General features: G+C 70.9%; 9 protein-coding genes. 6 read left to right on the forward strand and 3 right to left on the reverse strand.

Annotation, left to right across the window (positions count from 1 at the left end):
- Nucleotides 1–115: 115 nt before the first annotated feature.
- From H295_RS0120955 to H295_RS0120965, 3 genes are all read left to right on the forward strand, one after another.
- Complete coding sequence (locus tag H295_RS0120955) at nucleotides 116–1,777, forward strand: glycoside hydrolase family 13 protein (RefSeq protein ID WP_020137308.1); 1,662 nt, start codon at nucleotides 116–118, stop codon at nucleotides 1,775–1,777.
- Nucleotides 1,778–1,910: 133 nt separating this feature from the next.
- Nucleotides 1,911–2,477: a dihydrofolate reductase family protein gene (locus H295_RS0120960; protein WP_020137309.1), complete on the forward strand. Its 567-nt coding sequence runs from the start codon at nucleotides 1,911–1,913 to the stop codon at nucleotides 2,475–2,477.
- Nucleotides 2,478–2,586: 109 nt separating this feature from the next.
- Complete coding sequence (locus H295_RS0120965; protein ID WP_020137310.1) at nucleotides 2,587–3,978, forward strand: alpha-amylase; 1,392 nt, start codon at nucleotides 2,587–2,589, stop codon at nucleotides 3,976–3,978.
- On the opposite strand, the gene H295_RS0120970 is transcribed toward H295_RS0120965, so the two are convergent.
- On the reverse strand, nucleotides 3,954–4,322 hold the full coding sequence (locus H295_RS0120970; protein ID WP_234021661.1) for a hypothetical protein: 369 nt from the start codon (nucleotides 4,320–4,322) through the stop codon (nucleotides 3,954–3,956). The genes H295_RS0120965 and H295_RS0120970 overlap by 25 nt on opposite strands.
- Before the next feature lie 171 nt (nucleotides 4,323–4,493).
- On the opposite strand from H295_RS0120970, the gene pulA reads away from it, so the two are divergent.
- The 3 genes from pulA to H295_RS0120985 all read left to right on the forward strand — a co-directional run bounded on the left by pulA (nucleotide 4,494) and on the right by H295_RS0120985 (nucleotide 11,983).
- Nucleotides 4,494–9,905 carry a pullulanase-type alpha-1,6-glucosidase gene (gene pulA / locus H295_RS0120975; RefSeq protein ID WP_028809581.1) on the forward strand — a complete coding sequence of 1,804 codons (5,412 nt, stop codon included), beginning with the start codon at nucleotides 4,494–4,496 and terminating at the stop codon, nucleotides 9,903–9,905.
- A gap of 74 nt (nucleotides 9,906–9,979) precedes the next feature.
- Nucleotides 9,980–11,599 (forward strand): SpoIIE family protein phosphatase, encoded by a 1,620-nt coding sequence (locus tag H295_RS0120980; protein ID WP_020137313.1) that lies wholly within the window; start codon nucleotides 9,980–9,982, stop codon nucleotides 11,597–11,599.
- Between the two features lie 30 nt (nucleotides 11,600–11,629).
- Complete coding sequence (locus tag H295_RS0120985) at nucleotides 11,630–11,983, forward strand: 5-carboxymethyl-2-hydroxymuconate Delta-isomerase (RefSeq protein ID WP_020137314.1); 354 nt, start codon at nucleotides 11,630–11,632, stop codon at nucleotides 11,981–11,983.
- On the opposite strand, the gene H295_RS0120990 is transcribed toward H295_RS0120985, so the two are convergent.
- On the reverse strand, nucleotides 11,980–12,669 hold the full coding sequence (locus H295_RS0120990; protein ID WP_106960910.1) for a TetR/AcrR family transcriptional regulator: 690 nt from the start codon (nucleotides 12,667–12,669) through the stop codon (nucleotides 11,980–11,982). The two genes, H295_RS0120985 and H295_RS0120990, sit on opposite strands and share 4 nt — an antisense overlap.
- A gap of 162 nt (nucleotides 12,670–12,831) precedes the next feature.
- Nucleotides 12,832–14,757: a hypothetical protein gene (locus tag H295_RS0120995; RefSeq protein ID WP_020137316.1), complete on the reverse strand. Its 1,926-nt coding sequence runs from the start codon at nucleotides 14,755–14,757 to the stop codon at nucleotides 12,832–12,834.
- Between the last annotated feature and the right edge of the window lie 42 nt (nucleotides 14,758–14,799).

A 14,799-nucleotide genomic window follows, 5' to 3' on the forward strand; every position in this document is an offset into this window, starting at 1 on the left:
CACCGGGAGAAAGACCCGAGGCGGCCGCAGTGTCCATCCGACCCCGCTGTCACCGCGGCCGCCTCGTCGCCCCCCTACCTTTGACCTGATGAACCCGTTACCCATCAAGGACGCCATGAGCCAGCAGCACTCCGCCATCGCCCCGGCCCCCCACCCTGCCGAAGCCAAGCGCAGCGACTGGTGGCGGGACGCGGTGATCTACCAGGTCTATCCGCGCAGCTTCGCCGACAGCAACGGTGACGGCATGGGGGATCTGGAAGGCATCCGCACCCGGCTGCCGTACCTCCGCGACCTCGGCGTGGACGCCGTGTGGCTGAGCCCGTTCTACGCCTCGCCGCAGGCCGACGCCGGCTACGACGTCGCCGACTACCGTGCCGTGGACCCCATGTTCGGCAACCTCCTGGACGCCGACGCCCTCATCCGCGACGCCCGTGAACTGGGCCTGCGCACCATCGTCGACCTGGTCCCCAACCACTCCTCCGACCAGCACGAGTGGTTCAAGCGGGCCATCGCCGAGGGGCCCGGATCGCCGCTCAGGGACCGCTACCACTTCCGTCCCGGCAAGGGCGAGAACGGCGAACTCCCGCCCAACGACTGGGAGTCCATCTTCGGCGGCCCCGCGTGGACCCGCGTCGAGGACGGCGAGTGGTACCTCCACCTGTTCGCCCCCGAGCAGCCCGACTTCAACTGGGACCACCCGGCCGTCGGCGACGAGTTCCGCTCCATCCTGCGCTTCTGGCTGGACATGGGCGTGGACGGCTTCCGCATCGACGTGGCCCACGGCCTGGTGAAGGCGGACGGGCTTCCCGACCTCGGATCCCACGACCAGGTGAAGCTCCTGGGCAACGATGTCATGCCGTTCTTCGACCAGGACGGCGTCCACGAGATCTACCGCCAGTGGCGGCTCATCCTCGACGAGTACTCCGGCGAGCGCATCTTCGTCGCCGAGGCGTGGACCCCGACCGTCGAGCGCACCGCGAACTACGTCCGCCCCGACGAGCTCCACCAGGCCTTCAACTTCCAGTACCTGAGCACCGCCTGGGACGCGAAGGAGCTGCGCGGGGTCATCGACCGCACGCTGGAGGCCATGCGCCCGGTCGGCGCCCCCGCCACCTGGGTGCTCTCCAACCACGACGTGACCCGGCACGCCACCCGCTTCGCCAACCCGCCCGGCCTCGGCACCCAGATCCGCACGGCCGGCGACCGGGAGCTGGGCCTGCGCCGGGCCCGTGCCGCCACGCTGCTCATGCTGGCGCTGCCCGGATCGGCGTACGTCTACCAGGGCGAGGAGCTCGGCCTGCCGGACGTCGTCGACCTCGCCGACGAGGACCGCCAGGACCCGGCGTACTTCCGCGGCGCCGGCCAGGACGGCTTCCGCGACGGGTGCCGGGTGCCGATCCCGTGGACCCGCGAGGGATCGTCGTACGGCTTCGGCGCGGGCGGCAGCTGGCTGCCCCAGCCGCCGGAGTGGGCGGAGCTGAGCGTGGAGGCACAGACCGGCGATCCGGACTCCACCCTGGAGCTGTACCGCTCGGCCCTCGCCGTCCGGCGCGAGCGGCCCGACCTGGGCGCCGGCGACGCGGTGGAGTGGCTCCGGGCGCCCGAGGGCGTCCTCGCCTTCCGGCGCGGAACGTTCGTGTGCGTCGCGAACACCAGCGGCGAGTCGGTGACGACGCCGGCGTACGGCCGGCTGCTCCTCGCCAGCGGTGAGGTCGCCGAGGCCGACGGGGACGCGAAGGTGGCGGCCGACACGACCGTGTGGTGGACGACCGCCTGAGCATCCGCGGACGGGATCACCGGGCCCTGAGGGGGGCCCGGTGATTTTTTTCCAGGGCGTGTCGATCGGCGGGAGCCGCGTTCGACGCTTGGGTGAGAGGGCGCACCGGCGCCCCCCTGCTCAAGGAGACATCATGCAGATCCGCGCCCGCCTCAGCATGAGTGCCGACGGCTATGTGACCACCCCGAGCGGCTGGCCCGCGCTCACCGCCGACCCCGCGTTCGTCCCCGGACAGAGCCACGGCATCCGCGAGTTCCTGGCGGACTGCGAGGCCGCACTCATGGGCCGGACGACCTTCGAGCCCGCGCTCACCAACAGTCGCTGGCCGTGGCCGGACCTCGACGTGTTCGTCCTCGGCTCGCACCGCCCGGAGGGCACCCCCGACCACGTCACCACCGACGGCGACCCGGCCCGGCTTCTGGAGAGGGTCCGTGCGGCCAACCGGGGCGGGGACGTCCACCTCGTCGGCGGTCCGCGGACCATCGCGACCTTCCATGCGCTCGGTGCCCTGGACCGCCTCGAACTGGTCGTGCTGCCCCTGCTGTTCGGCGGTGGCACCCAGCTGACCCCGGCGCTCGGCCCCGAGACCGGGCTGACCTTCCTGAGCCAACGCGCCCTGCCCGGAGGGGCGGTGGAGATCGTCTACTCCTGTGCCGGGCGCCGGGGCGATCTGCCCGGAAGGCCCGCCGAGCAGGTGTGAAAGTTCTTTCTGTTACTTTCTCGACTCTTGCTGTAAACATTTCAACAGCGGTACGTTCTCGCCGGCGCCAGGCAAAGACGCCTGGCCGTCCGGCAAGGAGAACCCCCACGTGATATCGAGATGGTCCGCAAGAGCCACCGCCACGGCCGCCGCCACCGTGTTCGCCGCCTCGGCCGCCGTCCTCGCCCCCAGTGCCGCCCAGGCCTCCCCGCCGGGCGGCAAGGACGTCACCGCAGTCCTCTTCGAATGGAACTTCGCCTCGGTCGCCAAGGAGTGCACCAGCACCCTCGGCCCCGCCGGATACGGCTACGTCCAGGTCTCCCCGCCCGCCGAGCACATCCAGGGCTCGCAGTGGTGGACCTCGTACCAGCCGGTCAGCTACCGGATCGCGGGCCGGCTGGGTGACCGGACGGCCTTCCAGAACATGGTCAACACGTGTCACCAGGCCGGGGTGAAGGTCGTCGCCGACACCGTCATCAACCACATGGCCGCGGGCAGCGGCACCGGCACCGGCGGCTCGTCGTACACGAAGTACAACTACCCCGGCCTGTACTCCTCCTACGACTTCGACGACTGCACCTCCCAGGTCACCAACTACCAGGACCGCTGGAACGTCCAGCACTGCGAACTGGTGGGTCTGGCCGACCTCGACACGGGTGAGCCGTACGTCCGCGGCGCGATCGCCGGGTACATGAACGACCTGCTCTCCCTCGGCGTCGACGGCTTCCGCATCGACGCGGCCAAGCACATCGACACCGCCGACCTCGCCAACATCAAGTCCCGGCTCAGCAATCCGTCGGTGTACTGGAAGCAGGAGGTCATCTACGGCAGCGGGGAGGCCGTCCAGCCCACCGAGTACACGGGCAACGGGGACGTCCAGGAGTTCCGTTACGCCTACGACCTCAAGCGGGTCTTCAACAACGAGAACCTCGCCTACCTGAAGAACTACGGCGAGGGCTGGGGATACATGAACAGTTCGGTGGCCGGCGTCTTCGTCGACAACCACGACACCGAGCGCAACGGCAGCACCCTGAACTACAAGGACGGGGCCAACTACACGCTGGCCAACGTGTTCATGCTCGCCTATCCCTACGGCGCCCCGGACGTCAACTCCGGCTATGAGTGGTCCGACAAGGACGCGGGGCCGCCCAACAACGGCTCCGTGAACGCCTGTTGGCAGGACGGCTGGAAGTGTCAGCACGCCTGGCCGGAGATCCTCCGCATGGTCGCCTTCCGCAACGCCGTGCGCGGCGAGCCGGTCACCAACTGGTGGGACAACGGCGGCGACGCGATCGCCTTCGGGCGGGGCGCCAAGGGCTACGTCGCCATCAACCACGAGTCGAGCAGCCTGAGCCGCACCTACCAGACCTCGCTGCCCGCGGGGACGTACTGCAACGTGCAGAACAACACGAGCGTGACGGTGAACTCCGGCGGCCAGTTCACGGCCACCCTGGGTGCGAACACCGCGCTGGCGATCTACGCCGGCAAGTCCGGCTGCTGACCGCTTCCCGACGGCCCCTGCTCCGGCTGCGCCCGCCGGGGCAGGGGCGGTCGTCCGAGCACCTCGATGTACACGATCCGCCCGTCCACGACGTCGAGGATCAGGTCTCCTGACGAGGGCAGCAGCGGTACGCAGCGGTGTCCCGGGCCGTACGGCTGTCCCCGCTGATGTTCCGCCGTCAGGATGCTCTGGCAGAAGTCGTCCCCGCAGTCGCACTCACCGACCAGCCGGACGTCCCGCACACAGACGGCCAACTCGCGTTCGCCCTCCGCCTCCAGGAGGGCGGCCAGTTCCTCGATCAGCTCCGGGTGGACCTCGCGCACCAGGGGAGGTTCCTGTTCCATGCGCGGGAAGGTAGCCGTGCGCCGCCCGAGAGGCCACCGGTTATGAGCGGCGGGCGGCTTCGTGAAAGTTCTTTCCGGTCGTTTCACGACTCTTGCTGTAAGCCTTGCGGCGGCGATACGGTCGCGCGGGGTCGGACCCGAAGAGCCGTACATCGCAAGGAGTCCACGTCAGTGATACCGAGATGGCCGGTGCCGTCGAGGCGCCGCACCGCGCATGCCGGACGGGTCGCCGCGGTCACCGTGACCGCGCTGGCCGCAGCGCTCGTCCAGCCGCTGTCCGCCCAGGCGGACACCCCGCCGCCCCCGCCCTCCGACGCGCAGCTGGCCGTCCAGCCGGCCCGGCACGACGACACCCGTGAGCAGTTCTACTTCGTCCTGCCGGACCGTTTCGCCAACGGTGACAGCGCCAACGACAAGGGCGGTCTGACCGGTTCCCGTCTCTCCACGGGCTACGACCCCACCGACAAGGGCTTCTACCAGGGCGGCGACCTCAAGGGCCTCACCAAGCGCCTCGACTACATCAAGGGCCTCGGCACCACCGCCATCTGGATGGCCCCGATCTTCAAGAACCGGCCCGTCCAGGGCACCGGCGCCAACGCCTCCGCCGGCTACCACGGCTACTGGATCACCGACTTCACCCAGGTCGACCCGCACTTCGGCACCAACAAGGACCTGGAGACGCTCGTCTCCAAGGCGCACGCCAAGGGCATGAAGGTCTTCTTCGACGTCATCACCAACCACACGGCCGACGTCGTCGACTACAAGGAGAAGTCCTACGACTACCTCTCCAAGGGCGCCTTCCCGTACCTGACGAAGGACGGGCGGCCCTTCGACGACGCGGACTACGCGACCGCCGGCAAGAAGTTCCCCGCCGTGGACGCCGACTCCTTCCCGCGCACCCCGACGGTCGCCGGCACCAGCACCGACGCCAAGGTCCCCGCCTGGCTCAACGACCCGACGATGTACCACAACCGCGGCGACTCCACCTACGCCGGCGAATCCACCACCTACGGCGACTTCTCCGGCCTCGACGACCTGTGGACCGAGCGCCCCGAGGTCGTCTCCGGGATGGAGAAGATCTACCAGCGCTGGGTCAGGGACTTCGACATCGACGGCTTCCGGATCGACACCGTGAAGCACGTCGACATGGAGTTCTGGACCCAGTGGGCCACCGCCCTCGACGCCTACGCGGCCAGGCAGGGCCGGAAGAACTTCTTCATGTTCGGCGAGGTCTACTCCGCCGACACGTCGATCACCTCGCCGTACGTCACCCAGGGCCGTCTCGACGCCACCCTGGACTTCCCCTTCCAGGAGGCGGCACGGCAGTACGCCTCCCAGGGCGGCAGCGCGCAGAAACTCGCCGGAGTCTTCGGCGACGACTACAAGTACACGACCGACAAGGCCAACGCCTACGAACAGGTCACCTTCCTCGGCAACCACGACATGGGCCGCATCGGGTACTTCCTGAACCAGGACAACCCGAAGGCCACGGACGCCGAACTCCTCGCCAAGGACAGGCTCGCCAACGAGCTGATGTTCCTCAGCCGCGGCAACCCCGTCGTCTACTACGGCGACGAACAGGGCTTCACCGGCACCGGCGGCGACAAGGACGCCCGCCAGACGATGTTCGCCTCGAAGGTCCCCGACTACCTCGACGACGACGAGATCGGCACCGCCCGCACCCACGCGAGCGACGCCTACGACACGAACGCCCCGCTGTACCGCCAGATCGCCGCACTCGCGGGCCTCCGCAAGGCCAACCCGGCACTGACGGACGGCGTCCAGGAGCAGCGGTACGCGGCGGACGGGTCCGGGATCTACGCCTTCTCCCGCACCGACGCGAGGACCGGCCAGGAGTACGTCGTCGCCTTCAACAACGCGACCGAGGCCAAGTCGGCCTCCTTCGCGACCGGTTCGGCACACATGGCCTATCGGGGAATCCACGGCACGGACGCGACAGTGACGTCCGACGCCGACAAGAAGATCACCGTCACCGTCCCGGCGGGCTCCGCGATCGTCCTCAAGGCGGCAGGCAGCCTCGCCAAGCCCGCCACCAAGCCCGCCATCGCGCTCAAGGCCCCGCCCGCGGGTGCCACCGGCACCGTGGAGCTCACCGCCGACGTGGACGGCGGACAGCTCAACCGGGTCGTCTTCGCCGCCCGGACCGGCACGGGGAAGTGGCGGACGCTCGGGTCGGCCGACCATGCCCCCTACAAGGTCACACAGGCCATCGGCGCCTCGGTCCCCGCCGGAACCCCCCTGCGCTACAAGGCGGTCGTCGTCGACTCGACCGGCCGCACCGCGTCGGCCACGGCCGAGTCCGTCACCGGCACCCCGCCCGCCGTGGAGCCCCCCACGGCCTCCTCCCGCGACTACGCGATCGTCCACTACAAGCGCACCGACGGCGACTACGCCGACTGGGGCCTGTACGCCTGGGGCGACCTCGCCGACGGCGAGTCCACCACCTGGCCCGCGAGCCACCCCTTCACCGGCCGGGACGCGTACGGCGCCTTCGCCTACGTCAAGTTGAAGCCGGGCGCCTCCAACGTCGGCTTCCTCGTCATCGACAAGGACGGCAACAAGGACGTCGCCGGCGACCGCACGATCGACGTCACCAGGACCGGCGAGGTGTGGATCGAGCAGGGCAAGGACGCCGTACAGACCGAGCGGCCCGACTACCCGGCGCAGGACACCACCAAGGCGGTCGTCCACTACCACCGCGCCGACGGGAACTACGACGGCTGGGGCCTGCACGTCTGGACGGGCGCCGCGAACCCCACCGAGTGGTCCAAGCCGCTGGAGCCGGTGCGGACCGACTCCTACGGGGCCGTGTACGAGGTCCCGCTCAACGCCGGTGCCACAAGCCTGAGTTACATCATCCACAAGGGCGACGAGAAGGACCTGCCCACCGACCAGTCCCTGGACCTCACCGTGAACGGCCACGAGGTGTGGCTGCTGAACGGCCAGGAGGAGTACCTCCTGCCGCAGCCCGCCGGGTCCGCCGCCGCGCTCGACCTGACCACCTCCAAGGCGGTCTGGATCGACCGCGACACGGTCGCCTGGAACGGCAACGACAGTGCCGCCTCGACCCAGTTGGTGTACTCGCACGACGGCTCGATCGCTGTCAAGAACGGGACGCTGACCAGTGACGACGAGCGCTGGCTGCGGCTGACGAGGACCGGGCTCACCGACGCCCAGAAGGCGAAGTTCCCCCACCTGAAGGACTACACGGCCTGGTCCGTCGACCCGCGGGACCGCGACCGGGTGAAGCAGGCCCTCACCGGGCAGCTCGTCGCCTCCCAACGCGCCGCGAACGGAGCCGTGCTGAGCGCGACCGGCGTCCAGATCGCGGGCGTCCTCGACGACCTGTACCCGGCGGCGACGAAGGCCGCACTCGGACCGACGTTCAGCAGGGGACGCCCGACCCTCGCGGTCTGGGCACCGACCGCGCAGAACGTGTCGCTGGAGCTCGCCGGGTCCACCGTCAGGATGAGGCGCGACGCCGGCACCGGCGTCTGGTCCGTCACCGGCCCGGCGTCCTGGAAGGGCAAGCCCTACCGGTACGTCGTGAAGGTCTGGGCACCGAGCGTCGGAAAGCTGGTCACCAACAAGGTCACCGACCCCTACTCGGTGGCCCTCACCACCGACTCGGCACGCAGCCTCGTCGTCGACCTCGCCGACAGGTCCCTGGCACCGGGCGGCTGGTCGACGTACACCAAGCCGAAGGCCGTACCCCTCAGGGACGCCGAGATCCAGGAGCTGCACATCCGGGACTTCTCGGTGGCGGACGACACCGTGCCCGCGAAGGACCGGGGCACCTATCTCGCCTTCACCGACCGCAACAGCGACGGCTCCAAGCACCTGAAGGAGCTCGCCGGGTCGGGGACGAGCTACGTCCACCTCCTGCCCGCCTTCGACATCGCCACCGTCCCCGAACGCCGCCAGGACCAGGCCACCCCCGGCTGCGACCTCGCCTCCTACCCGGCCGACTCCGACCAGCAGCAGGCCTGCGTCGCCGGGTCCGCCGCGAAGGACGCCTACAACTGGGGCTACGACCCGTACCACTACACGGTCCCCGAGGGCTCCTACGCCACCGACCCGAACGGCACCGGCCGCACGGTCGAGTTCCGCAGGATGGTCAAGTCCCTGAACGAGGACGGCCTCAGGGTCGTCATGGACGTCGTCTACAACCACACCGCGGCGAGCGGCCAGGCCGCCACGAGCGTGCTCGACCGGATCGTGCCCGGCTACTACCAGCGGCTCCTCGCCGACGGGTCGGTCGCCAACAGCACCTGCTGTGCCAACACCGCCACCGAGAACGCGATGATGGGCAAGCTGGTCGTCGACTCCGTCGTCACCTGGGCCAAGGAGTACAAGGTCGACGGCTTCCGCTTCGACCTCATGGGCCACCATCCCAAGGCCAACATCCTGGCCGTCCGCAAGGCCCTCGACGCCCTGACCCTCCAGAAGGACGGCGTCGACGGAAAGAAGATCATCCTCTACGGCGAGGGCTGGAACTTCGGCGAGGTCGCCGACGACGCCCGCTTCGTGCAGGCCACCCAGAAGAACATGGCCGGCACCGGCATCGCGACCTTCTCCGACCGCGCCCGTGACGCCGTGCGCGGCGGCGGCCCCTTCGACGAGGACCCCGGCGTCCAGGGCTTCGCGTCCGGGCTCTACACCGACCCCAACTCCTCGAAGAACAACGGCACTCCGGACGAGCAGAAGGCCCGCCTTCTGCACTACCAGGACCTCATCAAGGTCGGCCTCTCCGGCAACCTCGCCCGGTACCGCTTCACCGACACCGACGGCAAGGAGGTCACCGGCGCCCAGGTCGACTACAACGGACAGCCCGCCGGATACGCGGACGCGCCCGGCGACGCCCTCGCCTACACCGACGCGCACGACAACGAGTCGCTGTTCGACGCGCTGACCTACAAGCTGCCCGCGGACACCAGCGCCTCCGACCGGGCCCGCGCACAGGTCCTCGCGATGGCCACGGCCGCCCTCTCCCAGGGCCCGGCGCTCTCCCAGGCGGGCACCGACCTGCTGCGCTCCAAGTCCCTGGACCGCAACTCCTACGACAGCGGCGACTGGTTCAACGCCGTCCACTGGAACTGCGAGGACGGCAACGGCTTCGGCCGCGGACTGCCCATGGCGGCCGACAACGCGTCCAAGTGGCCGTACGCCAAGCCCCTGTTGGGCTCGGTGAAGGTCGGCTGCGCGCAGATCGAGGGCGCCTCGGCCGCCTACCGGGACCTGCTGCGGATCCGTACGACGGAGAAGGCGTTCTCGCTCGCCACCGCGGACCGGGTGCAGTCGCAGCTGTCCTTCCCGCTCTCCGGGAAGGAGGAGACGCCCGGCGTCATCACCATGGAACTCGGCGACCTCGTGATCGTCTTCAACGCGACCCCGAAGGAGCAGGAGCAGCGCGTCCAGTCCCTCGCCGGAAGCACCTACGGGTTGCACCCGGTGCAGCGGGCAGGGGCGGACCCTACCGTCAAGAAGGCCTCGTACGAGAAGGAAACCGGTACCTTCGCCGTTCCGGAGCGGACCGTGGCCGTTTTCCTCCGTCATCCCTAGCTGAAGGCATTACCTTGGTGGAGCGGACCCAGAACCCCGGTCCGCTCCACCGGTGTTGCCCGAGGGGGTGACAGATGGACGTCAAGGGCAAGCTGACGGGCGTCACCGTGCTGGTCGTGGACGACGTGGAGGCCAGCCGGTACGCCATGGGCTCCGTACTGAGCCGCGCGGGGCACCGGGTGGTCCCGGTCGCCTCCGGCGGGGAGGCCCTCGCCGAACTCGACACCCGGCTGCGCAAGGGCACCCTCCCGGACGTGGCCCTCGTGGACGTGGGGCTGCCCGACATGAGCGGCTTCGACCTGTGCCGGCTGTTCAAGGAGCGCCCGCACACGGCCGGCATGCCCGTCGTGCACTTCTCGGCCTCCGCCGTGCCGCCCGCCGTGCACTGCGCGGGCATGGACACGGGCGTCGAGGCCTATCTGAAGGTGCCCGCCGAACCCCTGGAGATCGAGGCCGTGGTCCGGGCCGCCGTACGCAACGCGCAGCTGCGGGCCGGCGACCAGGCGCTGGTGCGGCGGCTCACCCTGCTGTCCGAGACCATCGTCACCATCCAGTCCGCCCGCACCCTCCAGGAGCTCTCCGACGCGGCCGCCGAGGGCGTCTCGCGGCTCACCGGCACCCCCGCCGCCGTCTTCGTCCTCGACCAGGACGACCAGCTCTACCGCGGCCTGTCCCGCGACCGCATCCCCGTCTCCCTGCCGGACGAAGACGCCGACCGGACCGTCGCCGGGCTGCTGCGCCGGCTCACCCGCGGCCAGGCCGGAGTGCAGCTGACCACCGTGCCCGCGCCGCTGTGGCCCGCCGGGTACTTCCGGCCCGGCGTCGAGCACGACGCCCGGCTCGCGCTCGTCGTCACCCAGGACGGCCATGCGCCGGTGTGCCTGGCCGCGCCCGCGCGCGGCATGCGCAGGGTGGGCCTGGAGGGCGAGACCCTGCTGGCCCAGCTCGCCCAGGCCACCGCGCTCGCCGCCGAGCCGCTGCTCATGTACAAGGTCGAGCGGCATGTCGCCCTCACCCTCCAGCACAGCTTCCTGCCCCAGCCGCACCGGCTGCCCGACCTGCCGGGCCTCGACATCGTGGTCCGCTACGTCCCCGCCTCCCGGCAGACCGAGATCGGCGGCGACTTCTACGCGGCGCTCCGCGTGGACGAGGGCATCCTCACCGCGGTCGGCGACGTCGTCGGGCACTCCCTGGACGCGGCGACCGTCATGGTCGAGCTGCGGCACGCGCTGCGGGCCTACGCCGTCGACGAGAGCGACCCGGCCGTGCTCGCCGAGCGCCTGGACCGCACGCTCCAGCGCTACCACCCCGACACCACGGCGACCGTCTGCCTGGCCCTCGTCGACCCGGGCACCGGGCGCACCCGGATCGCCAACGCCGGGCACATCCCGCCCCTGATCGTCCGCGACACCGGCACCGCCGACTACGTCAAGGCGGCCGGCCCGCTGCTCGGCGTCGGCCTGGTCCACCCGCCGGCCACCGAACTCTTCCTCGAACCCTCCGACCGGCTCCTCATGGTCACCGACGGCCTCATCGAGACCCGCGGCACCGACCTCACGACCTCCATGGAACAGCTGCGCGCGGCCGCCTCCGGCGCGCTGCCCGGCCTGAACGCCCTGTGCGACACCCTGCTGGACACCTTCGGCCACGACCGGGAGGACGACATCGCGATGCTGGCGCTGCGGCTAGGGTGACTTTTCCGTCGCCCTGGAACAGGAGTGCCCATGCCGCAGATCACCGTCGAACGCTCCCCGTACCTCGACCATGTCGACTGGGAGGAGTTCGCCGTGGCGCTGCATCCGCTCGTCGTCGAGACGGCGGCCGCGAAGCTCGAGGCGTGCAAGACCCGGGTGCTGCGCACCGAGGACGAGGCGGTCGGCGGCGAGAAGGACAACCACGCGATCGTGAACGTCACGCTGGCCCTCCTCGCCGGACGGTCCGAGGAGACCAAGGCCAAGCTCGCCGAAGCCGTCGTGGAACTGCTGCGCAAGCACGTCGGACCCGTGGACGGTCTCACCGTGCACCTCTCCGCCGAGGTGCGCGATCTGGATGCCTCCTACACCAAGGCCGTGCTCTAGGAAGCCAGCGAGATCAGCCGTGCGGCGAGGTCGGTGAACGGCCCGTCGTGCGGCTCGTCCCTGAGCATGTGCCGCAGCAGCGCCGTCATCTCCTCGTCGTAGGCCGCGCCCACCGCGGCCAGCGCGGCGAAGTCGTGGACGAGCTGCGACTCCAGCTCGGCGCGGGGGATGCGCCGGCCGTCCAGCCAGATCAGGGCCGTCGACTCGGCGAGCGAGATCCAGGAGCGGATGAGCAGTTCGAGGCGGGCGGGCGGGTCCGTCACCCGCAGATGGGACAGGATCTGCTGGTAGGCGACCTGCCGTACGGAGTCGATGAGCGCGTTGGTCGCCGAGGAGCCCACGGCGGGACCGCCGCGCATCAACGCCGAGAATCCGGGCCCGTGTTCGTCCACGAAGTCGAAGAAGCGACGCATCACCCGCAGCAGCCGGCCGCCCAGCGAGCCCTCGTGCGGCTCCTCGAAGCGGCTCGCCAGGTCCTCCGCCGCCCGCTTCAACGCGGCTTCGTACAGGCTGAGTTTGCCGGGGAAGTAGTGGTAGACCAGCGGCCGGGAGATGCCGGCCGCCGACGCGATCTCGTCGATCGAGACCTCGTCGGGCGAGCGACGGGCGAACAGTTCGAGGGCGACGCCGATCAACTGCTCACGCCGTTCCTCGACTCCCATTCTTCGACGCACCCCGGTAGTCATACGAACACCTTACCGATCGGATCCGGCCCGGAACGGACCGGTCCGGCCAGTGGTGTTCACATGGCCGACACGATTCGCGCACGTCGTACCCATGGCGGGCTGTTTCGCCCCACTTCTCAACGCCCGCTCGCCGTGGCGGAGTTCACGCATATCGGCGATTCGCTAGCGGAGCCCGCTGACCTCACGCCCGTCCACGAGCGTCCCCTTCAGCCCGGCCTGCGCGCCCTGCTCCGCCTTCACGGCCAGCAGGTTGCCCTGGGCGGACCCCTTCACCCCGCCCGTCGCGCTGATCGACGCCGTGCCCCGGCTGCCCGCCGCCAGCAGGTACCAGGACCCGCCGCCCGACTTCCACAGCACCCCGGCCAGCACCTGCGGATCCTTCGCCCCGCACGCCGGGACGTTCTCGGCCTTCGCCGCCACCGCCCCGTACGTCCCGCCCGGCGTGCGGAACTGGGCCAGCACCCGCTCCCCGCCGCCCTGCCAGGTCTCCGCCCGGGTGCACACCCAGTCCGCCCTGCCGCTCGCGTCGGGCAGCGGCTGCGTGGCGTAGGCCCAGGTGTTCACGCTCCGCACGCCGGAGGACCGCATCGCACCGAGCGAGCAGGCGTACGGCGCCCACGCGCGCAGCCCCTGCGCCCCGGATGCGTCCTTCACGGACCCCGGGCGGCCGGTGGTGAGGCGGGCCGGGACCAGTTCACCGAGGTCGGTCAGCAGCCGGGTGCCGGAGGCGTCCGTCAGCTGGAGCACGTTCCAGGAGGTGCAGGGACCGCTCTGGACGGGGCCCGCCATCGGGGCGGTGGTGCCGTCGGCGAGGGGCAGGGCCATCGCGCCGGAGCCGGGCTTGAGCAGGTCCCGCTCGGCCGCGTTCGTCACCCAAGGGGCCGTCAGATAACGGATGTTGCCGTCGGCCCGGCCCAGGACCACCGCGCTCGCCTGGGCCCGGTCCGCGCCGTCGACCCGGGCGAAGTCGAGGGCGGCACCCTTGGTGCTGTCGCGCGGTTCGGCGTAGCGGACGATGCGCAGACCGTCGTAGAGGATGACCACGCGCGCGTTGTCCACAGTCCCGGCGTACAGGAGCTGCGGCGGTCCGGAGGGGCCGCCGGACGGGGTGCCGGGGGTCGCGGAGACCTGGACGGTCTCGCCGGGGCGGGCCCAGACGGCGAGGGCGCGGCGCAGCAGGGCGCTGTCGCCGGTGAGGTCGCCGCGCGCGGGCCACACCGAGAAGTCGGTGCGGGCCGAGGACTCCCACGCGGCGGCCGGCACCTTGACCAGCAGGGCCGGGTCCAGGGCGGCCTGTGCGGCGGGGTTCTGCGCGTAGGCGGGTGCGGCGGCGCCGTCGGGGCCCCAGCCGTCACCGGGCATGCCGAGCAGCGCCCCGCACACGGCGACCGCCGCGGCGGCGGCCAGCGCGGCCTTGGTGTGCTGCCGGCGCCGCATCAGGTCGGTAGGGCGGACCTGGAGCGAACAGGCGTCGAACTCGGGGGAGTCGAGGAGGGCGTACTGCGGTCGCTCGGAGTCGGCCTCCTCCAGGGCCGCGTCCACGTCGGCCACGCCCGCGGCCGTGAGCACCTTGCGCACGTCGCCGTCGGGGAGCTGCTCCAGGCCGCGCAGGACACAGGCGGCGCGCGCCGGTCCGGTCAGCGCCGACAGGCGCTGGTCCAGGGCGAGTTCGTCGGCGCCGCCGGAGCGCGGGAAGAGCTTGAGGCCCCACACCTGGGGGAGCAGCGGCGGAAGCTGGGCGCGCTTGGGCCACGCCAGGCGCTTGAGCGGACGGTCCGCCTCCAGTGCCGCCCGTACCACCTGGAGACGGACGTAGGCGTAGCCCGGGTCGCCCTCGCGGCCGGCCGGCTGGGCCGGGATGACGGAGGCCGAGGCCTTGCCCCGCGGCAGGGCGCGCTGGGCCAGGGCGTGCGCGGTCAGGACCCGCCTGCTGCGGCCCAGGCCGGGCGGCAGCACCAGATAGGCGATCCGGACCAGCCGGGGATAGTGCTCGACGAGCGCGGCCTCGGCCTGTTCCACGTCGACGACGGGGTCGGAGGCGGAGCCTGCTGCGGGTGCGGGGCGCGGGGCGACATCCTGTGACTGCACGTTCAGCAGAACGAGCGAATCGTGGGTTGGTCACCGCCACCC

This window comes from Streptomyces sp. 351MFTsu5.1, assembly GCF_000383655.1.
GTDB classification, from domain to species: domain Bacteria; phylum Actinomycetota; class Actinomycetes; order Streptomycetales; family Streptomycetaceae; genus Streptomyces; species Streptomyces griseorubiginosus.

What these genes read in the sequence shown, in the direction of transcription:
- H295_RS0120960 (WP_020137309.1), top strand. Translation starts at nt 1,911, where the DNA reads ATGCAGATCCGCGCCCGCCTCAGCATGAGTGCCGACGGCTATGTGACC.
- H295_RS0120970 (WP_234021661.1), bottom strand. Translation starts at nt 4,322, where the DNA reads ATGGAACAGGAACCTCCCCTGGTGCGCGAGGTCCACCCGGAGCTGATC.
- H295_RS0120980 (WP_020137313.1), top strand. Translation starts at nt 9,980, where the DNA reads ATGGACGTCAAGGGCAAGCTGACGGGCGTCACCGTGCTGGTCGTGGAC.
- H295_RS0120985 (WP_020137314.1), top strand. Translation starts at nt 11,630, where the DNA reads ATGCCGCAGATCACCGTCGAACGCTCCCCGTACCTCGACCATGTCGAC.
- H295_RS0120955 (WP_020137308.1), top strand. Translation starts at nt 116, where the DNA reads ATGAGCCAGCAGCACTCCGCCATCGCCCCGGCCCCCCACCCTGCCGAA.
- H295_RS0120990 (WP_106960910.1), bottom strand. Translation starts at nt 12,669, where the DNA reads ATGACTACCGGGGTGCGTCGAAGAATGGGAGTCGAGGAACGGCGTGAG.